This window comes from Flavobacterium algoris (assembly GCF_048158525.1).
Taxonomy (GTDB): domain Bacteria; phylum Bacteroidota; class Bacteroidia; order Flavobacteriales; family Flavobacteriaceae; genus Flavobacterium; species Flavobacterium algoris.
Genome location: NZ_JBLNKT010000035.1, coordinates 1 through 20,886, shown reverse-complemented (window position 1 = coordinate 20,886; position 20,886 = coordinate 1). Strand labels below are relative to the sequence as shown.

Sequence of the window (20,886 nt, the reverse complement as noted above, 5' to 3'; positions counted from 1 at the left end):
CGTATTTTGTGTTTGTATAAAATAAGTTTTAGAGGATCTAATCTACCCATTTGTAATAACGGGCTCCTAATAGATTTGGAATTTCTTTTTCTATTCGGTCTAGAACCCATTCGTTTTTTGGAAGTTGAATGCTTTGTTTTTGTTCTTTTTTATGCAGTTTTTGATAAGTTTCAAAATCAATTTCAAAACTTTGTTCTAAAGTTTCAAAAAGTTTACTACCAGCTATCGCAGTTTTCCAATCGGGCTGAATTTCCCCTTCGAAAACTTTAGATTTAGAACCACTTCCGTAAGCTAAAAAACCAAATTTTGAATTTGAAATTTCTTTTTTGGTATCATAAAAATGTGCCAAAGTAGAAAGTAATCCCATAAAAATGGAACCAGTATATAAATTCCCAATTAAGGAAGAAGCTAATTCAGCGGGCATTAATTTTTCATTTACAAATTGTTGGTATTCTTCAGATTTGCTGATTCCCTTCAATTTATTTTGGTATTCCGAAGCGTCTTCGTCCCCAGAGATAATTTTATTGGAAGCATCCAAAGCATAAATTTCAGATAACATGCGGCGTCCTTGGAACGAATAAGGCAAATGCATGATGATGCTTTCCCAAGAGTTATAGATAGTTTCGGTTGTGTTTTTTAATTTTTTGAATGAAAAATAGGCGTTTCTAGTACGATCCATGTAGCATTGGTTGGAATATTGTCCGTCAAAAACCGGTTGGTCTTTGTGAATTTCTATTTCGGCTTCAAGATTGTCAAACCAGGATTCGTTATTTTTGTTTCCGGTGATTTCTTCTTTTGAAAGTGTTCTAAACGGTTTGAAAAAGTCAAAAACACCTTTTGTACTTGTTGCCCAATTGTTGTCGAATGCAATAATTCGCGGGTTTGAAGTAATCAACATGGCTAAAGCTCCTGCGCCTTGCGTGTATTCCCCGGTTGAATTTAAATCGTATTTCGCAAAATCTGTGGTGACAACAATTGCTTTTTTAGTTGGATTTAATTTTACGAAATCAATGCAGTTTTGCAATGCATCAACACCGGCAATACAAGCAAATGTAAAATCGACTACATCACATTCGGACAAAGTGTTTTCTCCAAATTTTTGTTCCATTAAGGTAATTAAAAAGGAGCTGATTGGTTTTGAACTGTCAATAGCGCTTTCGGTTCCAACATATATTCGTGCAATTTCATTCAGATCTAGATTGTTTTCCTGAATGAGTTTTGTCAAAGCGTTTGCGGCAAAAACCACTGTATCTTGATGCGTATCCGGTAATGTCATTTTGATTAAACCCAAACCTTTTTCTAATTTTTCAGGTTCAATGTTTCTGGCTTTCGCCAAAGTTGTAATAGGTAAGTGTATTTTAGCAACATCAAAAGAGATGGAATCAATTCCTGTTTTCATTATTCAATTTTTAACGTGTAAAGTTAAAAATGCATTGTCCCGATGCAATTGTTTTAGGCATATAAAACCAAAGTATTTGGTGTTTTTATTAATTTAGAAATAAAGAATAATAAAAAGTATTGAATTAATAATTTTTGTCGCCTTGTAGATTGATTTTTGGTAAATTTCATTAAGCCGTATTTAAGATTTCTTTCTTTTTTGTTTAACCGTTTATTTGCTGTTTTTTGAATTTTGTTTGAATTTTAAGGATTCCGTGGTGTTTTGTGTAAAACACTTTAAAATCATTATAAATAACAGCGAAAAGGTTGTAGTTGCTGTCTAATTGCTTTATTTTTGTATAATTTTTTAAAACAAATTATATAAATCTTATGGCAAAATCTGCATTATTGAAATCGTCAATAGCAAAAAAAGTAGCTATGGCACTTTCAGGACTTTTTTTAATGTTGTTTCTAGCACAGCATTTTTTTATCAATATGACATCGGTATTTAGCGCCGACACTTTTAATTCAATATCCCATTTTATGGGAAACAATCCATTAGTTCAATTCGTAATTCAGCCGATCTTAATTGTAGGGGTAGTTTTTCACTTTATTATGGGTTTTGTTTTGGATTTCAAAAACAGAAGCGCAAGACCAATTGCTTACGCGAAGAACAACGGAGGCGCAAATTCTTCTTGGGCTTCCAGAAACATGATTGTATCTGGTTCAGTTGTTTTGGCTTTTATAGCATTGCACTTTTATGATTTTTGGTTTCCGGAAATGGTTTACAAGTATGTAGAATGCAATCCGTTAGATGAAGCAAGGTATTTTCATGAACTAGTTGCAAAATTTGAAAGTCCGGTTCGTACAGGATTGTATAGCCTTTCATTCTTATTGTTGTCATTGCACTTGTGGCATGGTTTCAATTCCTCATTTCAATCGGTAGGTTTTAATAATAAGTATTCAAAATCTTTGCATACATTAGGATATGCTTTTGCAATTGTAGTTCCTTTTGGTTTCATTTTCATTGCATTATTTCATCATTTTAATCATTAATATTAAATTATAATGGCATTAGATTCAAAAATTCCTAGTGGTCCAATTTCGGACAAATGGACAAATTATAAAGATCATATTAATTTAGTAAACCCTGCTAACAAACGTAATTTAGATATAATTATAGTTGGTACAGGTTTAGCTGGAGGTTCTGCTGCTGCAACTTTAGCAGAATTAGGATATAACGTAAAAGCTTTTTGCTTTCAAGATTCACCGCGTCGTGCGCACTCGATTGCTGCACAAGGGGGAATTAACGCTGCAAAAAATTATAAAGGAGACGGTGACTCTGTTCACAGATTGTTTTACGATACTGTAAAAGGAGGAGATTACCGTGCTCGTGAGGCTAACGTACACCGTTTGGCCGAAGTTTCGTCTAATATTATTGACCAATGTGTGGCACAAGGTGTTCCATTGGCTCGTGAATATGGAGGATTGTTGGATAATCGTTCTTTTGGAGGAACTTTGGTTTCTCGTACTTTTTATGCACAAGGGCAAACAGGTCAACAATTGCTTTTGGGTGCTTACTCAGCAATGAACCGTCAAATTGGTCGTGGTAAAGTAAAAATGCACAACCGTCACGAAATGTTGGATTTAGTAATCGTAAACGGAAAAGCAAGAGGAATTATCGCTCGTAACTTAGTTACCGGTGAAATAGAAAGACACTCTGCGCATGCTGTTGTTATTGCTTCTGGAGGATACGGAAACGTTTTCTTCTTGTCAACCAATGCAATGGGATCTAATGCTACTGCAGCGTGGAAAATACACAAAAAAGGAGCTTTCTTCGCAAATCCTTGTTACACACAAATTCACCCAACGTGTATTCCGGTTTCTGGAGATCATCAATCGAAATTGACATTAATGTCGGAATCATTGCGTAATGATGGACGTATTTGGGTTCCTGCAAAACTAGAAGATGCGCAAGCGATTCGTGAAGGAAAGAAAAAAGCAACTGATTTGTCAGAAGAGGAAAGAGATTATTTCTTAGAAAGAAGGTATCCTGCTTTTGGTAACTTAGTGCCTCGTGATGTAGCTTCTCGTGCTGCCAAAGAAAGATGTGATGCTGGTTTTGGAGTAAACAAAACAGGAGAAGCAGTTTATTTGGATTTTGCCGCAGCTATTCAACGTTACGGAAATGAGCAAGCGTATGTAAAAGGATTAGATACTAAGGATACTAAATTAGTAACCAAATTAGGTACTGAACTTGTAAAAAGTAAATACGGGAACTTGTTCCAAATGTATTATAAAATTGTGGATGAAGATCCTTATACTGCTCCAATGATGATTTACCCTGCGGTACATTATACAATGGGTGGTACTTGGGTTGATTACAACTTGCAAACTACAATTCCGGGTTGTTTCTCTATCGGGGAATCAAACTTCTCAGATCACGGAGCCAACCGTTTAGGAGCTTCGGCTTTGATGCAAGGTTTAGCTGATGGCTATTTTGTATTGCCTTATACAATAGGTGATTATTTAGCTCCAGATATTAAAATGGGAACAATTTCTACCGATTTACCTGAGTTCGTAGCTGCTGAGAAAGCGGTTAAAGACCAGATTGATAAATTCATGAACAATAACGGAACACATTCTGTTGACTATTTCCATAAGAAATTAGGAAAAATTATGTGGGACAAAGTTGGGATGGCTCGTAACGCAAAAGGACTGAATGAAGCAATTGTAGAAATTGCGGCTTTACGTGAAGAGTTTTACAAAGATGTTAAGGTTCCAGGAACTGATAAAGGATTCAATCAGGAATTAGAAAAAGCAACTCGTGTTGCTGATTTCCTTGAATTAGGAGAATTGTTCGCTAAAGATGCTTTACATCGTAATGAATCTTGTGGAGGACATTTCCGTGAAGAATACCAAACAGAAGAAGGTGAAGCGCAACGTGACGATGAGAATTTCGCATACGTAGCGGCATGGGAATACACTGGAAAACCAAGTGAAGCTGTTTTACATAAAGAGCCGTTGGTATTTGATAACGTGAAATTAGTTCAAAGAAGTTATAAATAGTATTTCGAGAAAAGTCTTGAAGATTACTCTTAATACTTAATACTTAAAAAAAGATGAAACTTACATTAAAAATATGGCGTCAAAAAAATGCCGCTACAGAAGGAAAAATAGTTGAATATCCTATAGATCATATTGAACCAGATATGTCATTCCTTGAAATGCTTGACATTTTGAATGATGAATTAATCATGAAAGGAGATGAGCCTGTAGCTTTTGACCACGACTGTCGCGAAGGAATTTGCGGAATGTGTTCTTTGTATATCAACGGGGAAGCTCACGGGCCTGACAGAGGTGTTACAACGTGTCAATTGCACATGAGAATGTTCAAGGATGGTGATACTATTTTTATTGAACCATTTAGAGCAAAAGCGTTTCCAGTAATAAAAGATTTAGTTGTTGACAGAAGTTCTTTTGACAGAATTCAACATGCAGGTGGGTTTATATCTGTAAATACATCTGGAAATACTATTGATGCAAACACAATTCCAATTAACAAGAAAGATGCTGATACTGCTTTTGATTCAGCTGCTTGTATCGGTTGTGGTGCTTGTGTTGCAACTTGTAAAAACTCATCGGCAATGTTATTTGTTGCTGCAAAAGTATCTCAATACGCTTTGTTACCACAAGGAAGAATTGAAGCTACTGACAGGGTTTTAAATATGGTTAGCCAAATGGATGCTGAAGGTTTTGGTAACTGTACTAATACTGGAGCTTGTGAAGTAGAGTGTCCGAAAGGAATTTCTCTTGAAAATATTGCTCGAATGAACAGAGAATATATGTCAGCCAGTTTGAAAGGATAAAACCTAATAAATGAAATTAATAAACGCATTCAATGTAAAAGTTGAATGCGTTTTTTTTTTTTATCTTTATAAAAATCATTCAAATGAAAATTGCGCTTATACAATCTGATTTAATTTGGGAAAACCCAAAAGCCAACCGAGTTAATTTCGAAGATAAAATCAATACAATTAATGATGATGTTGATTTGATTGTGCTTCCAGAAATGTTTACGTCTGGTTTTACTATGAGTCCAGAAAATGTTGCGGAGACAATGCAAGGTGAAACTGTAACGTGGCTCAAAGCATTGGCGAAAGCCAAAAAAACGGCTATTACAGGAAGTTTGGTTATAGAAGAAAATAATAATTTCTATAACAGAATGGTATTCGTTTTTCCGTCAGGAGAAATTCAATTTTATGACAAAAAACACCTATTTACTCTTGCTGGAGAAGATAAAGTGTATGCAAGCGGAACCCAAAAAATCATTGTGAAATATTTAGGCTGGAAAATTTGCCTGCAAGTATGTTACGATTTAAGATTTCCGGTGTTCTCCAGGAATTCTGAGGATTATGATTTGATTATTTATGTAGCAAGTTGGCCAAAAATAAGAACAAATGCCTGGGATGCATTGCTTAAAGCCCGAGCCATAGAAAACATGAGCTATGCTATTGGGGTTAACAGAATAGGGGAAGACAATAATGGATACCAATATATAGGACACTCGCAAGCGATAGATTTTCTTGGGAATTACATTGTCGAACCAGTAGAGTCTGAAAGTATTCTCTTTGCGGAATTAAATAAAGAAATGATGTTGCAAACCAGACAAAAGCTAGGTTTTTTGAATGATAGAGATGCTTTTGAAATAAAAAAATTATAGTTTTTTATCCTTTTTATCCGTTTTCTTCTTAGGTTCAGGAATGTAAGGAAGACTTAAATCAAAAACTTGGTTAACGTCCCAATTAGCCCTAACGTCTATTTCCTTAGAAAAATAAATCACTTCCTCAGCTTGGCGTTTTTCTAAATAATTTCCTGAATCCCATTCTTTATTTTTGTTTTCGTCATAAACGGCTCTAAGAGTATAAAGTGCGGGTTCAATTAGATTAAAGTCGATTATTGTGTTTTTTTCAGAGTATCCGGTAGCTAAAATTTCTCCTTTTGTATTGGTTAGTTCTACTATGACCGGAAATTGTTTTACATTTTGTAAAGACACACTAAGATTTCCATATTCAGCGGTGCTTTTTGTGGTTAATTTATACGTTAATGAATCATTTGATTTTTCAAAAAAATCAGTCAATGCGCCGGGTAGAATCGAAACGGTATACTTTTCTAAAGGTTCTTTTTGAAAATCGAAATGTAATTTCTGGTTGAATTCATCATATTCAGTTGTAAAAGGAATGGAAGTATTTGCTTTATTAACCAATTTTATTTTTGAATTGTCAAAACCTGTTAATGGTGTAGCGGTTTCTAAAGTAAATCGATCTCTGAAATTTAATACGCCATTTTGTACGGCTGTGATGTTTAAAGTGTCTTTTTTCTGGTCTTTGATTTTAAAGGAAAAATTTACATTGTATTTCTCTTTAGTTACAGCCAAAACTAACGAATCTGCTTTTATAGGTTTGTACCATATTTGTAGGGAATCCTTTTTAGGTAATTGAGTGACGATTGTGGATAGTCCCGAAGCTTCGGGATCATTCTTGTTTTTCAAGATTATTTTAGGTCTTGAATTGGCTTGATTAATCTTTCCTTCGTATCCCATTACTAATCTATTTCCAGATACTTGAGTTGGCTTGAAAGCTTTGAATGCTGGTACTTCTCTAAATAATGCTAAGTTGTAAACAGTGTCGTTTGGGATGGAAATGAATTGTTTGTGAAATCCAATTTTGTCTTTTTTTGGATTGAATTTATTATTGCTGTTGTAGTCTTTCATTGCTACAAGAAGGTATTTCCCTGCTTTAAGATTTTCCAAACGGAATGTTCTTAGACTATCCAATGTGTTGGTTACATATCTTGGATTTTCTTTATATACTATTGAATCCTTGAAAGTGTCATTTACGTCATACAACATAACAGAAACGAATGATTCTGCGTCTTTTTCATAAGCATCTTTTACAGTTCCGCCAATAGACAAAGAGTCGATATAGTCTCCGGTTGAAAACACATATTTGAACTGGTTGAATGGATTTCCTTCGTTATTATCTGCTATACTCTGGCCAAAGTTGAAGCTATAAGTCGTGTTGGGCTGCAGTGTGTCTTTTATTTTAATAGTAATAAATTTACTGGCAGTTGTTGGAAGAATCAAAGGTTCATTTTTCATTGGAGGTGAAATAATCAACTGCTTGTTTAGGTTCTTTAATTTGATATTTTCGTCAAAGACTAATTTAATCTCATTTCCTTTGAAATTAGTATTGAAATTTTTGGGGAAACTCATTTTTAAAACGGGTGCAATAGTATCTTTCAAGCCTCCGGTAATGCTGCCTCTTTTTGCACAACCAATCATAAGTAAAAGCAGAAATAAGGAAATATATTTTAAATTGTTTTTCAACATATCAAATCAAAATTAGAATCTACAAAATAACAATTATAATTAATGTAATCGAAATTTTTTATCGAATTATTATGAGGTATTTAACTAAGCTTACTTTTGTAATTCTTCCTGCTTTTGTGATTTTTAATATGTAATTTTACAAGACTTTAAGGCTTATGAATTATAAAAAAATGCAATTTTTCTGCCTTTAAATTTTACAATTAATTTCTAATAGAATATTTAAATAATGAAAAAAATAGAGCATATTGGGATTGCAGTTAATGATTTAGAAACGTCTAATTTAATTTTTGAAAAGCTATTAGGAGCGGCTCCTTATAAATTTGAAGAAGTGGAAAGTGAAGGGGTGACGACTTCTTTTTTTAATGTTGGTCCTAATAAAATCGAACTTTTAGCCGCAACTAATCCCGATAGTCCTATTGCGAAATTTATTGCCAAGAAAGGGGAGGGGATACATCATATTGCTTTTGATGTGGAGGATATTGTAGTGGAAATAGAGCGTTTAAAGAAAGAAGGGTTTGTTGTCCTGAATGAGGTTCCAAAGAAAGGCGCAGATAATAAGCTAGTAGCTTTTCTACATCCCAAAAGTACTAATGGCGTTTTGATTGAGTTATGTCAGGAAATAAGATAGTTTTTTTTTATAAAAAAACTTATAATTCTAATATTCAGTTAGTTTCTATTTGAAAGCATCCAATAATAAAACTATATGAAAATCTAAGTCAAAAATATTTGGAGCGAATGAAAAATAGTAGTAATATTGCAAACTCTTAACCGGTCCTATAGCTCAGTTGGTTAGAGCACCTGACTCATAATCAGGTGGTCCCTGGTTCGAGCCCAGGTGGGACCACATTTTAAGTTTAAAAAGCCTTATAAACATTGCGTTTGTAAGGCTTTTTTATTTTTAGGGGACGAATGAGGGGACGAAATTTTTTCTTTAGTAGTGTTGATTTCTTTTATTAAACTATATAGTAAATTTATATAAATTTACACTTTTAAATGCATTAGATTAAAATAGATGAAAAATCGCAAAATTGAAATATATAATGTTGGTCCAATTAAGGAGGTTAAGCTTGATTTAAATAGGGTTAACGTATTTATGGGAGAGCAAAGTAGTGGTAAGAGTACGATCTCTAAAATTATTAGTTATTGTAGTTGGGTAGAGAAGGATGTAGCGCTCCAGCAATCATTTAAAAATTATTCATTAGAGAATAATCATTTTATTGAAAAACTAGCAGAATTTCATAAAATGAAAGGGTATTTTAATGATGCTAGTGTAATTAGTTATGAAAGTGACACTGTTAAATTTCGTTATTCATTAAATAATTTTGATATTTCTTGGGTTAAACAGTTTGAATATAAGCGAAGTAAAATTTCATACATTCCATCAGAAAGGAATATTGTTATCCTGCCTGAGATGGAAAAGATTGAGCTATCTAACAATAATATTAGGAGTTTTTTGTTTGATTGGTTTGATGCTAGGAAAATATATACTGAGGATAATAAATTGTCTATTTTGGATTTAAATTTGGATTATTATTATACTGAAAGTACTAAGGAAAATCATATTGTTAGTAATCAGTTATACGATATTTTATTGTCAAATGGTTCAAGTGGGGTTCAATCTATAACTCCGTTGGTAGTAATGATTGACTATTTAACTACAAAGATTTATTTAGATGCTCAAAGTTTATCTTATGAGGCTAAACAAAGTCTTTCTGAAGCGACTCGAATACTTTTTAATGAGTTATTAATGAAGCCTTTGTTTGATGATTATGATGAAGCGTCTTTTGAAGAGAAGACAATGATGAGTGATTTAATGATTAAAAGGTTAGAAGGGAAGGAGGAGTTAGTTATGAAATGTGCATTAAACTATACAGCTGCAAAGAATAATTTATTTAAGACCTCAAGTACAAAATTAATAATTGAAGAGCCAGAACAGAATTTATTTCCATCAACACAACAAATGTTGGTTTACTATTTGATGAAAAGTATAAATAATGATTTAGATCATAATTTAACTCTGACTACTCATAGTCCATATATTCTTTATGCGATTAATAATTGTATTATGGCAAGTTTGGTTTTTGATAAACTTTCTGTTAGTGAAAAAGAAAAATTGAATTGCTTAGATTCTAAAATTGATCCTAAGCTTATTTCTATTTATGAAATTAAGGATGGAAAAATTAATAGTATTCAGCAGGAAGATGGTTTAATTGGAGAGAATTTTTTTGACAATCAAATGCGTAATGTTATGGATGAGTTTTATGTAATGCTAAATCATTATTAAATGATAAAAACTAATATTCAAACAAAATATATTCATCAACACAGGAAAATAAGCTCTTTCTCTGATTCATTTTTTGTTGCGGATTATACAGAGCAAACTAAATTGCTTCCTGTGAAAAGAAGTGTAGAGTTTTTTTGTCCTAATCATCCACTTGATATTGACTATTTTTCAGTAAAAAATGATAATAAAATTAATGTTGACGGTATTGACTTTGATAATTCAAGTTTTGTGTGCGGGAACGGAAATTCTAGAAGTCAATGTGAAGCTGTTTTTTATCCATCAACTTCAAATTCTGATTCTTGGGTTTTGTTTTGTGAACTAAAATATAGTGCTTTGCCTAGAAGAAACCCGAAAAATTTAGAGTACGCAATTAGGCAATTATATAAAACAAGATATTATTATGTTCAAAATAATGTTATAGCAGAGACTAATAAGTCTTATTTAATAGGTTCTCTTCCTATGCAAAGAGAGCCGTTTAGTAATTTTACTATTCCTCCGTCGTTTTTGTCTAAATTGAAAAATAAAAGAAATATTATTTTAAGACTAAAAAATTCGATCGAGATTAGTGATGATAAAATTATCAATGTTTAAGCTTAAATTGATGAATGTCTAACAAAATACAAAATACTGTAGGAAATGAATATCATCATTTCCTACAGTATTTGATTTTAGTGATAGAAATCTAAACCAAGACTATTTAAAAATTCATGAGCTTTATTGTTTTGTCTTAATACCTCAGCAGATTTAGGATTTCGATTTATAAAATCTAAAGTGATATTAGTGATTTTAGTTCTCATTACCTCTTTATCCTTTTTGTTCTCCATTAGGTCAATAGGTTTCGTTAATGCATTGAAAGACGCTCCCTCGTGAATTAAATTTGCAATAAGAAATTCTAAACGGATGTCGGCTTCATTCTCTGAGTTGAACTTTAAAAATTTGGTTCCTTTTGGTAATGTATTAGTTTTAGATTTATTGTTTTTCATGGTTTTCTTATTTGGTTTGTGCTTTGTTTTTATCATCTAGTCTTTTGTAGAGTGGTAATGTTTGTCTATTTAAGTTTATCATTTTTACGTTTATAATAAGTCGATTGCTATGGTCTTTTACTTCAAATTCTTTGAGTATAGCATCTAATTTCTTAAATTCCTCAACATAACTTGAGTCAGTGTAAAAATCGGTGTAGAGTTCTGATACTTGCCTCGAACAATTCCAAACTTGACACTTAAATTTATCGTTGTTCTTAGTAACGTATTTCGTAACGTAAGAGGCGATTGACCTGATGTTATTTGAATTTAATTCCCGCACATCAAATGCTGATGATGGTTTGTAATTCTCATCTCTCGGAACTATTCCGTTTTTCTTTTGTAGGTCAAGCCAGTAATTCCACCATTTTTCTATTTTCCAATATTTGTTTGTAATCATGTGAAAATGGATGTTTCCCTTAAAGAAATCATTTTTTGTTTGCCGTTCAGCCACCCACAGATATTGAAAGTTTACGCTTCTCTTTTTTACATTATCGATAAACTTACGCAAGATGTTTACTGCCTGTTCGTCTGTGACTTTGTTTAAGAACGTTAGGGTTACGAAACTTAGTTTCTTGTGACATCTTGCAAAACAAATGAGTTTCTTTCTAATCTTCTGCTTTGAACGTTTCGATAAAAATCGAAGTTTGACTTCTTTGGGTTTTTCTGATTTTGGTTTGTTGGCTGTTGCTTCTTTTGAAGGTTTTTGTTTTGGCGGTTGTTTTTTGCGTTGCAATGCTGAACCCGTGAACTCATCTTTTGGGATTATTCCGAACTCTCGAACCGAGAATGCGACGCTTGTGCCATATGTGTTTTTGACTATCATAATCTGAATCGTTGTACATTAATTAAAACCATTAAAAGGTTATTTATTAAAAGTTATTATTAAAGGTTTTTAATTTTAAAGGTTAAAAAAAAGTGGTGCTTAAATAAAGGGCGGTATAAAATTACCCTTATGAAACCGCTTGATATATTTACCAGTTCTACGCTCGTAAACATTCATATAAGCCCATCCTGAGTGTTCTTTGTTAAGAAACATTGAAAAGCCATTTAGCTTATGAACATAGTTCCACTTTTTAGGTTTTGGTTCGTTTTCGAAAAAGACAATAACTGAGTAATCATTTTTTTTAGTTTCCATTATTACGTCCTTTTTGGTTAGGTGTAACAATAATTTTCAAAGCGTTTTCTATATCGTCTTGTTTATAGAGAACTCTATTGCCAATACGATAAGCACGAATGATTCCTTCTTTAGTAAAAAGATGAAGTGTAGGTAATGAAATGTTGAGAATCCTAGCGGTTTCTTTTCTTGATTTTAAATCCTTGTCTTGAGATTTTGGAGGATTTATAAATTCTTTGATTGCTCTTTCAAAAGCTTTGTTAAATGCGTTTTCGAAGTCTGATAGTTCGAATGTGGTGAATGTTAAATTTGCCATTATTTTACTGTATTTAAGTTTATAATGGCAAAGATGAATTTAAGTGGTCCCTGAGGTAGGCACTGAGGTGACCTAAAATTTAGTTTTTATTTTTCAAGGTCTTTTGTTATGGCTACATGAATTTCTTTGAAATCCTTGTGTTCAAAGAGATCAAGTACTTTTTTTAAATTGGTCTCTGTTTTGACTTTGCAATTTATTCCATCAAAGTAAGTGAGATTATCTTTGGTGTTGGATTCGTCTAAGTCAAGAATTTTGGATAATATTTTTGCTGATTGTAGATTGTTTCTAAACTTTCTCATGTCTAAACCTAAATAATAAAGAGCAAGCATTTTTTCTTTATGACTAAGTCCTTCATTCTTTTTTTCTGCTTTCTGAGGAGAAGTGAGAAGTGTATCTAGCCATTTGTAGTATTCAGAAAACTCGTAAGCCTGTTTTGCTGTATGTTCTTTTATTTGATGCATTTCATTTGTATCTGCATGAAAGCTTTTAAGTTCGTAGCTTCCAATTCTAATATAGCTATTAAAAGCATCACTGAATTGGCTTCTTAGTAAATCTGAAATATTTATTTTAAATACTCTATTTGCTTTATTATTAAATAATGGCTTGACAGCTTTTCTAAATCTGCTGTAATTTGGAATATCTTTTATGTAATCTTGTATTTCGTTCATTTCTCTATTAATATCAAATTTTTGATTTATAGAGTTTTCGATTGCAGAATAAAAATTGTCTTGAAGTTCTTGAAGTTTGATTATTTCCATTATTGAAAGAAAGCATGAGTTAATAGTTTGTCTGCATTTTGTTCTTGGGTTATCCTTATGTACTGCATAAAAGAGCGCTCCGTTTTATGACCAGTAATTTTCATTATTGAAATTGCGGGAATATCTGCAATATATAAATTTGTTGCAAAACTTCTTCGAGCGGTATGTGTCGAAATTAATTTGAATTTTGGAGATACTGATTTTTCAACTTTTCCGCCACGTGTTATGGTTGTTTCAACTAGTTCTTTTATGTTTGCTAAACTTGCGACCTCTTTCAAATAAGTATTTGTTACTTGATTAGTATATGCTTTAGGAAGTTTGTTGTTGTATTTTTTTAATATAGTTCTAACCGTTTTGTGCAGTGGAATTGCAACACGCTCACTCGTTTTTTGAGTTCTAATAAAAAGCATTGTGTTGTCATTGTTTATGTTTTCGGGTTGTATCTGTGTAAAATCAGAAAATCTCAAACCAGTATAACACCCAATCAAAAACAAATCTCTTACTTTATCTAATCGAGGAGTTGCAGATAATTTTAATTTTTCAAATTGTTCCAATTCTTTAATGCTTAAATAAACGGTGTCTGCTTCTTCACGGATAGTCTTGAATTTCTTTTTTCGAAACTCTAGATTTTCGTTTATGCCTCTTTCAGTAGCTTCATTCATAAATGACTTTATAGTCTTGATATGTTTCCCTACTGTATTAGCGGATAATAAATGTTCTTGTGCGAGAAAAGCAGTATAATGATTGTAAAATTCTAAAGTGATATTTTCAAAATCAATAGTTTTATATTTTGACGAATATTCTTTTAGATATTTGAAAGTAGTATTGTAAACTTTTATAGTTCCCTCACGCTTATTTAAAGCACTTTCTTTGATGTAACTTTCAACAAAAGATAAAAAAGATCTCTTTTTAGGTTTTAAACGATGGTCGCTCAGTTCGTTTTCAATCTCTTTTTTTAATAGCGTGTTATTTGGTTGAATGCCGTCATTTAATAATCTTCTAAATACATTTTTGATTGCATTTTCTATTTTATCAAGTCTTGTGTTGAATTCGGGATATTCAGGAAACTGTTTTGTTTCCTTAGCTCTTTGGCTTATTGGATTCCAAAATTTTGGATTTATGCTTTCACTGGTTGAATATTTAAATCTTGAATATTGGTAATTGTATATTAAATATACTAAAGTGTTAGTTTTGGAGCTCGGTTCTTTTAATGTAAATTTCGCTTGTGCCATAGAAACAAAGATATGACAAAAGATTTACAGGGGACGAATGAGGGGACGAATTTTTTTAATTTGGTCTTTTTTCGTTTAATTTAGCTTTGTTTATAAATCAATGTTTATAGGACTTAAACCCTTAAATACAGTAAGATTTAGTGAAATTTGACAAGAATATAGGTGGTGCAGGTGGGACCACAGAAAAACCCTTTAAAACATTTGTTTTTTAGGGTTTTGTCAGTTATAGTGAAAACCAATAAGCTCTAAAATACGTATCTTTGTTGTAATAAGGGAAGTATTTCTTATTTATGGTTTAATAGGTTTTTTTATTTCAGTAAATTTGCTATTTTTGAGGCTCATGAAGATTGAATCAAATAAATTTTATTTTTTAATAATTTTCCTTTTTGGGATTATGAATGCTTTTGCGGGTGATCCTCCCGCGCCATCTCCGTTTGGAAGAAAAAAGCCTCCTCCTCCTCCTGGTTTGCCTATTGATGAAAATATTTTCATTTTAATGATAATTGCGGTTTTATTTGGTATCTATATCATTTATGACTTTAAGCTAAAAACAAAAACTCCAATTTAAATTGGAGTTTTTGTTTTTATAGGGTTTATGTAATTTCTATTTGTTAGAGTATAGTCTGGAAACGTATTTACCAATCACATCAAATTCAAGATTTATTTTTGTGCCAACTTTAAAGGAATTGAAATTGGTATGTTCATGTGTGTAAGGAATAATAGCTACGCTAAATTGATTTTTCTTCGAGTTTACTACGGTTAAACTTACTCCGTTTACAGTAATAGATCCTTTTTCAATAGTAATGTTATTGAGTGTTTCGTCGTATTCAAAAGTATAAAGCCAACTTCCGTTAGTTTCTTCGGCGACGATACAAGTTCCTATTTGGTCAACGTGCCCCTGTACGATGTGACCATCCAGTCTGTCTCCTAGTTTCATTGCTCTCTCAAGATTTACGCTGTCGCCTTCTTTCCAATACCCTAAATTTGTTTTTTTTATGGTTTCGTCAATGGCGGTTACGGTATAAAAAGTGTCATTTAAAGCAACTACTGTTAAGCAGATTCCATTGTGGGCTACACTTTGGTCTATTTGTAATTCACTGGTGATTGATGAATTCATTGTAATATGAATATTGTCTTTCTCTTTTTTTATTTCTTGGATTGTGCCAAGGGTTTCTATGATTCCTGTAAACATTTCTTATTTTATTTTACTAAATTTGCACTTCAAAATTAGCAATAAATAACGTGAGGTCATGATGAAAAAAGCAGAAAATATAATCGTAGGAATTTCTATTGGAGATTTGAACGGTATTGGAAGCGAAGTGGTACTGAAAACATTCGAGGATTCTCGCATGCTGGAACTTTGTACGCCAGTTATTTTTGCCAATGTTAAAATAATGTCATTTGTAAAAAAGAGTTTTGAATCTACTTCAACGCTTCATGGAATTGACAGGTTGGATCAAATTGTTCTAGGAAAGATCAATGTTTTGAATCTTTGGAAAGAAGGTATTGATTTAAATCCAGGTACAAATGATGAGAAAATAGGTGAATATGCTATAAAATCTTTCGTTGCCGCAACCAAAGCTTTAAAAGAAGGGCTGATTGATGTGTTAGTGACGGCGCCAATTAATAAATACAATATACAGTCAGAAACGTTTAAATTTCCGGGCCATACGGATTATTTAAACCAAGAGTTAGAAGGAAATGCGTTAATGCTGATGGTTCAGGATAATTTAAGAGTTGGTTTGTTGACAGATCATATCCCTTTGAATGAAGTTGCATCACATTTGACAGAAGAGTTAATTAAGCAAAAAATTGAAACTATAAAACAATCGTTAATTCAAGATTTCAGTATAAACAAACCGAAAATTGCTGTTTTAGGGTTGAATCCACATTGCGGTGATGGTGGAGTTATAGGTACAGAAGACGATTTGATAATAAAGCCGGCATTGAAAAAAATATTTGATAAAGGAACCTTGGTTTTTGGTCCTTTTGCCGCAGATGGTTTTTTTGGAAGTAATCAATATGAGAAATATGATGCTGTTATTGCAACATATCACGATCAGGGATTAATTCCTTTTAAAACATTATCTTTTGGGAAAGGGGTGAATTATACGGCGGGTTTGGATAAAATTAGAACCTCGCCAGATCACGGTACTGCTTATGATATTGCGGGAAAAGGGGTTGCGGATTATAACTCATTTAAGGAGGCTGTTTATCTTGCTATAGATATCTTTCATTCCAGAAATCAATACAAGGAAATCAGTCAAAAACCTTTGAAAACAAAAGAAAAACAGTTGTGAACAAAAAAAGGTGAATAACATTATTAGATTTGTAATAATTTTATATCTTTGCACTCCCGAAGTTTAGGGTAAATTGTTGTTGAAATGAACAAGACAAAAGAATATTTAATTCCTTTCGTAGGATTAAAGCTAGGGAAACATCAATTTGAATATCAAATCAGTAATGCGTTCTTTGAAATCTTTGATTATAATGAATTTCAAAATTCAGATATCAAAGTAAATGTAGTTTTAGAGAAAAAAAGTACAATGCTGGAATTAAGTTTAAAGCATAAAGGAACTGTAAATGTTCCTTGTGATCTTACCAGTGAAGATTTTGATTTGCCAATTAAAGGCAAAATGAAATTGGTTGTTCGTTTTGGAGAAATGTATAATAATGACAATGAAGAATTGTTGATTTTACCACATGGAGAGTTTGAAATGGATATCGCACAATATATCTATGAGATGATAGTGTTGTCCGTGCCTCTAAGACGAGTTCATCCAGGAATAAAAGATGGAAGTTTAAACACTGAAGCCTTAATAAAACTGAAAGAACTAACAAAAAAAGAACAAAAAAAAGAGCATAAACAAGAAGAAAAAGAAGAAAATATTGACCCACGTTGGGACAAATTAAAGCAACTATTAACGGATAAATAATATAGTAAAATGGCGCATCCTAAGAGAAAAATCTCCAAAACAAGAAGAGATAAAAGAAGAACACATTACAAAGCTACTGTAGCACAAATCGCTACTTGCCCAATCACTGGGGAAGCACATTTATACCACAGAGCCTACTGGCATGAAGGGAAAATGTATTACAGAGGGCAAGTTGTTATAGATAAATCTGTAGCTGTTGCTTAATACATTTTTGTAAATGATATTCGAACTCTCACATCGTGAGAGTTTTTTTGTTGTTTATAATTTTCATTAAATAAGAAGTTCTAAATCAATACGTTTTAGTATTTTTTTTGTAATTTTCAGGTCTTTTAAAAATTTTTCAAATGGTAGCATTTGATAAGAAATAATCGAATACAATGAATACAATTACAGCCGCAATTACCGCTGTTGGAGGCTATGTGCCAGACTTTGTGCTTTCAAACAAAGTGCTAGAAACAATGGTCGACACAAATGACGAGTGGATTACCTCTCGTACCGGAATAAAAGAAAGAAGAATCCTTAAAGATGAAGACAAAGGAACTTCTTACTTAGCCATTATGGCTGCAAAAGATTTATTGGCTAAAGCAAATATTGACCCTTTAGAAATAGATTTATTGATAATGGCAACCGCTACCCCGGACATGCCAGTTGCATCAACAGGTGTTTATGTGGCCACCGAAATAGGAGCTACAAATGCTTTTGCATATGATTTACAAGCTGCATGTTCCAGTTTTTTATATGGAATGTCAACAGCAGCAGCTTATATTCAATCAGGTAGATATAAAAAAGTACTTTTGATAGGTGCAGATAAAATGTCCTCTATCGTAGACTATACAGATAGATCAACTTGTATTATTTTTGGGGATGGTGCCGGAGCAGTTTTATTCGAACCTAATTACGAAGGTCTTGGGTTGCAAGATGAATATTTACGAAGTGACGGTGTAGGCCGTGACTTTTTGAAAATTCCAGCCGGAGGTTCTTTGGTTCCTACTACCTTAGAAACGGTTAAAGAAAATAGACACAATATCATTCAAGATGGTAAAACTGTTTTCAAGTATGCTGTTACGAATATGGCTGATGCGAGTGAACAAATTTTGAAAAGAAATAATTTGACCAATGACGATGTAGATTGGTTAGTTCCACACCAAGCAAATAAAAGAATCATTGACGCTACTGCAAGTCGAATGAATTTAGAAGACTCAAAAGTTTTAATGAATATTGAGAAATACGGAAATACTACCTCTGCAACTTTACCTTTAGTAATAAGTGATTTTGAACATTTATTCAAAAAAGGAGATACCATTATTTTTGCAGCTTTCGGAGGAGGATTCACTTGGGGTTCAATTTACTTAAAATGGGCATACGATAAAAAATAAATTTAAACTAAAAATAAATAATTATGGATTTAAAAGAAATTCAAAATCTAATCAAGTTTGTTGCAAATTCAGGTGTTGCAGAAGTTAAATTAGAGATGGATGATGTTAAAATCACCATTAGAACAACTTTAGAAGGGAATGTAACTGAGACCACATATGTTCAACAAATGCCAGCTCAAAATACACTTCAACAAGCCGTAGCGCCACAACAAATTGCTCCAGTAGCTCCTGTTGCGGAAGCTCCAGTAGTAGAAAATTCCCATTATATTACCATAAAATCTCCAATCATTGGAACTTTCTACAGAAAACCATCACCGGATAAACCTATGTTTGTTGAAGTAGGTAAAACAATTTCTAAAGGAGATGTGCTTTGTGTGATTGAAGCAATGAAATTATTTAATGAAATTGAATCTGAAGTATCTGGTAAAATTGTAAAAATATTGGTTGACGATATGTCTCCAGTAGAATTTGACCAACCTTTATTCTTAGTAGATCCATCATAAGAAATTTTGAATGATGAATTTTGGATGAGAAATTGTTTTTCGATCATTTAAAAAATTTAAAATTTATAATTATAATTTATAATTTCAAGAAGATGTTTAAAAAAATATTAATTGCAAATAGGGGAGAAATTGCGCTTCGCGTAATTAGAACATGCAAGGAAATGGGTATAAAAACAGTAGCTGTTTATTCTACTGCTGATGCTGAAAGTCTGCATGTAAAGTTTGCGGATGAAGCGGTTTGTATAGGGCCACCTCCAAGTAACTTATCCTATTTGAAAATGTCAAATATTATTGCCGCTGCCGAAATTACTAACGCAGATGCAATACATCCAGGGTATGGATTCCTTTCTGAAAATTCAAAATTTTCTAAAATTTGTCAAGAGCATGGTATCAAATTCATTGGAGCATCTCCTGAAATGATTGATAGAATGGGTGACAAAGCTTCTGCAAAAGCAACTATGATTGAAGCTGGTGTTCCTTGTGTTCCAGGTTCAGTAGGAATTTTAGAATCGTATGAACAAGCCTTGCAATTATCGAGAGATTTTGGTTATCCGGTAATGCTTAAAGCAACTGCTGGTGGTGGTGGAAAAGGAATGCGAGCTGTTTGGAAAGAAGATGAATTGCTTAAAGCTTGGGAAGGTGCCCGTCAGGAATCTGCTGCAGCTTTTGGAAATGATGGAATGTATCTGGAAAAATTAATCGAAGAGCCTCGTCATATTGAGATCCAAGTAGTAGGTGATTCTTATGGAAAAGCCTGTCATCTTTCTGAAAGAGATTGTTCTGTTCAAAGACGTCATCAAAAATTGACCGAAGAAACTCCATCTCCATTTATGACAGATGAACTTCGTGCTAAAATGGGTGAAGCAGCTGTAAAAGCAGCCGAATATATTAAATACGAAGGTGCCGGTACAGTAGAATTTTTGGTTGACAAACACCGTAATTTCTACTTTATGGAAATGAATACCCGTATTCAAGTAGAGCATCCTATTACAGAACAAGTTATTGATTATGACTTGATCCGTGAGCAAATTATGGTTGCTGCTGGAATACCTATTTCAGGAAAAAACTATTTGCCACAATTGCATGCCATCGAATGTAGAATAAATGCGGAAGATCCTTATAATGATTTCCGTCCATCTCCAGGAAAAATCACAACACTTCATATGCCAGGAGGACACGGTGTTCGTTTAGACACTCATGTTTATTCCGGTTATACCATTCCACCAAATTACGATTCCATGATTGCTAAGTTGATTACAACTGCACAATCTCGTGAAGAAGCAATAAGCAAAATGAGAAGAGCGTTGGATGAATTTGTGATTGAAGGTATAAAAACTACCATTCCATTTCACAGACAATTAATGGATGATCCAAGATACATTGCAGGAGATTATACAACTGCTTTTATGGATACTTTCAAAATGAACGATCCAGAATAATTTAGAATATTATTTATTTAGAAAGAGGCTGTCCGAAAAGTAATTTTCGGGCAGTTTTTTTTGTTTATTACTTTGATTCTTCGTATTTTTAAGTACCAAAATCAGCGATTATGCAGCCAGTTTTTAAACCTCATTCGG

The 20,886-nt window shown here is 32.7% G+C and carries 22 protein-coding genes and 1 tRNA gene; 14 read left to right on the top strand and 9 right to left on the bottom strand.

Annotation, left to right across the window (positions count from 1 at the left end):
• Positions 1 to 37: 37 nt before the first annotated feature.
• The gene (locus ACM55I_RS14520; RefSeq protein WP_416847567.1) at positions 38 to 1,399 is read right to left on the bottom strand and encodes a hydroxymethylglutaryl-CoA synthase family protein; all 1,362 of its coding nucleotides are present in this window, start codon (positions 1,397 to 1,399) and stop codon (positions 38 to 40) included.
• A 368-nt stretch (positions 1,400 to 1,767) separates the two neighbouring features.
• On the opposite strand from ACM55I_RS14520, the gene ACM55I_RS14515 reads away from it, so the two are divergent.
• The 4 genes from ACM55I_RS14515 to ACM55I_RS14500 all read left to right on the top strand — a co-directional run bounded on the left by ACM55I_RS14515 (position 1,768) and on the right by ACM55I_RS14500 (position 6,100).
• On the top strand, positions 1,768 to 2,433 hold the full coding sequence (locus ACM55I_RS14515; protein ID WP_416847566.1) for a succinate dehydrogenase cytochrome b subunit: 666 nt from the start codon (positions 1,768 to 1,770) through the stop codon (positions 2,431 to 2,433).
• 12 nt (positions 2,434 to 2,445) lie between these two features.
• Positions 2,446 to 4,446, top strand: coding sequence for a fumarate reductase/succinate dehydrogenase flavoprotein subunit (locus ACM55I_RS14510; protein WP_416847565.1), 2,001 nt, complete (start codon positions 2,446 to 2,448; stop codon positions 4,444 to 4,446).
• 53 nt (positions 4,447 to 4,499) lie between these two features.
• Complete coding sequence (locus tag ACM55I_RS14505; protein WP_416834584.1) at positions 4,500 to 5,246, top strand: succinate dehydrogenase/fumarate reductase iron-sulfur subunit; 747 nt, start codon at positions 4,500 to 4,502, stop codon at positions 5,244 to 5,246.
• 83 nt (positions 5,247 to 5,329) lie between these two features.
• The gene (locus ACM55I_RS14500) at positions 5,330 to 6,100 is read left to right on the top strand and encodes an amidohydrolase (protein WP_416847564.1); all 771 of its coding nucleotides are present in this window, start codon (positions 5,330 to 5,332) and stop codon (positions 6,098 to 6,100) included.
• Here ACM55I_RS14500 and ACM55I_RS14495 read toward each other — a convergent pair.
• A complete protein-coding gene (locus ACM55I_RS14495; protein WP_416847563.1) occupies positions 6,095 to 7,768 on the bottom strand; it encodes an Ig-like domain-containing domain in 1,674 nt (557 codons plus the stop codon). The two genes, ACM55I_RS14500 and ACM55I_RS14495, sit on opposite strands and share 6 nt — an antisense overlap.
• 226 nt (positions 7,769 to 7,994) lie before the next feature.
• Between ACM55I_RS14495 and mce the strand changes: the two genes are divergently transcribed.
• From mce to ACM55I_RS14475, 4 genes are all read left to right on the top strand, one after another.
• Positions 7,995 to 8,396 carry a methylmalonyl-CoA epimerase gene (gene mce, locus ACM55I_RS14490; protein ID WP_416847562.1) on the top strand — a complete coding sequence of 134 codons (402 nt, stop codon included), beginning with the start codon at positions 7,995 to 7,997 and terminating at the stop codon, positions 8,394 to 8,396.
• 142 nt (positions 8,397 to 8,538) lie between these two features.
• Positions 8,539 to 8,612: transfer RNA gene (locus tag ACM55I_RS14485), tRNA-Ile, on the top strand.
• A 168-nt stretch (positions 8,613 to 8,780) separates the two neighbouring features.
• Entirely contained in the window at positions 8,781 to 10,052 is a 1,272-nt protein-coding gene (locus tag ACM55I_RS14480; RefSeq protein ID WP_416847561.1) for a hypothetical protein, read from the top strand.
• Entirely contained in the window at positions 10,053 to 10,643 is a 591-nt protein-coding gene (locus ACM55I_RS14475) for a hypothetical protein (RefSeq protein WP_416847560.1), read from the top strand.
• A 77-nt stretch (positions 10,644 to 10,720) separates the two neighbouring features.
• Here the strand turns inward: ACM55I_RS14475 and ACM55I_RS14470 are convergent, their stop codons facing one another.
• From ACM55I_RS14470 to ACM55I_RS14440, 7 genes are all read right to left on the bottom strand, one after another.
• Positions 10,721 to 11,035 (bottom strand): hypothetical protein, encoded by a 315-nt coding sequence (locus tag ACM55I_RS14470; RefSeq protein ID WP_416847559.1) that lies wholly within the window; start codon positions 11,033 to 11,035, stop codon positions 10,721 to 10,723.
• A gap of 7 nt (positions 11,036 to 11,042) precedes the next feature.
• Positions 11,043 to 11,897, bottom strand: a complete 855-nt coding sequence (locus ACM55I_RS14465; RefSeq protein WP_416847558.1) for a rolling circle replication-associated protein — start codon at positions 11,895 to 11,897, stop codon at positions 11,043 to 11,045.
• 301 nt (positions 11,898 to 12,198) lie between these two features.
• A complete protein-coding gene (locus ACM55I_RS14460; RefSeq protein WP_416847557.1) occupies positions 12,199 to 12,504 on the bottom strand; it encodes a helix-turn-helix domain-containing protein in 306 nt (101 codons plus the stop codon).
• 86 nt (positions 12,505 to 12,590) lie between these two features.
• Positions 12,591 to 13,262 carry a hypothetical protein gene (locus tag ACM55I_RS14455; RefSeq protein ID WP_416847556.1) on the bottom strand — a complete coding sequence of 224 codons (672 nt, stop codon included), beginning with the start codon at positions 13,260 to 13,262 and terminating at the stop codon, positions 12,591 to 12,593.
• Positions 13,262 to 14,494 carry a site-specific integrase gene (locus tag ACM55I_RS14450; protein WP_416847555.1) on the bottom strand — a complete coding sequence of 411 codons (1,233 nt, stop codon included), beginning with the start codon at positions 14,492 to 14,494 and terminating at the stop codon, positions 13,262 to 13,264. The genes ACM55I_RS14455 and ACM55I_RS14450 overlap by 1 nt, the downstream gene beginning before the upstream one ends.
• 363 nt (positions 14,495 to 14,857) lie before the next feature.
• Complete coding sequence (locus ACM55I_RS14445) at positions 14,858 to 14,986, bottom strand: hypothetical protein (RefSeq protein WP_416847554.1); 129 nt, start codon at positions 14,984 to 14,986, stop codon at positions 14,858 to 14,860.
• A gap of 112 nt (positions 14,987 to 15,098) precedes the next feature.
• Entirely contained in the window at positions 15,099 to 15,686 is a 588-nt protein-coding gene (locus tag ACM55I_RS14440) for a riboflavin synthase (protein WP_416847553.1), read from the bottom strand.
• A gap of 58 nt (positions 15,687 to 15,744) precedes the next feature.
• On the opposite strand from ACM55I_RS14440, the gene pdxA reads away from it, so the two are divergent.
• The 6 genes from pdxA (at position 15,745) to accC (ending at position 20,748) form a co-directional block, all read left to right on the top strand.
• Positions 15,745 to 16,794, top strand: a complete 1,050-nt coding sequence (gene pdxA, locus ACM55I_RS14435; RefSeq protein WP_416847552.1) for a 4-hydroxythreonine-4-phosphate dehydrogenase PdxA — start codon at positions 15,745 to 15,747, stop codon at positions 16,792 to 16,794.
• 84 nt (positions 16,795 to 16,878) lie between these two features.
• Entirely contained in the window at positions 16,879 to 17,430 is a 552-nt protein-coding gene (locus tag ACM55I_RS14430) for a YceD family protein (RefSeq protein WP_416847551.1), read from the top strand.
• A gap of 9 nt (positions 17,431 to 17,439) precedes the next feature.
• A complete protein-coding gene (gene rpmF, locus ACM55I_RS14425; protein ID WP_007137315.1) occupies positions 17,440 to 17,634 on the top strand; it encodes a 50S ribosomal protein L32 in 195 nt (64 codons plus the stop codon).
• A gap of 173 nt (positions 17,635 to 17,807) precedes the next feature.
• On the top strand, positions 17,808 to 18,806 hold the full coding sequence (locus ACM55I_RS14420; protein WP_416847550.1) for a beta-ketoacyl-ACP synthase III: 999 nt from the start codon (positions 17,808 to 17,810) through the stop codon (positions 18,804 to 18,806).
• Between the two features lie 23 nt (positions 18,807 to 18,829).
• Complete coding sequence (accB, locus tag ACM55I_RS14415; protein WP_039108570.1) at positions 18,830 to 19,309, top strand: acetyl-CoA carboxylase biotin carboxyl carrier protein; 480 nt, start codon at positions 18,830 to 18,832, stop codon at positions 19,307 to 19,309.
• Between the two features lie 92 nt (positions 19,310 to 19,401).
• On the top strand, positions 19,402 to 20,748 hold the full coding sequence (gene accC, locus ACM55I_RS14410; RefSeq protein ID WP_035669422.1) for an acetyl-CoA carboxylase biotin carboxylase subunit: 1,347 nt from the start codon (positions 19,402 to 19,404) through the stop codon (positions 20,746 to 20,748).
• The last annotated feature ends 138 nt before the right edge of the window (positions 20,749 to 20,886 follow it).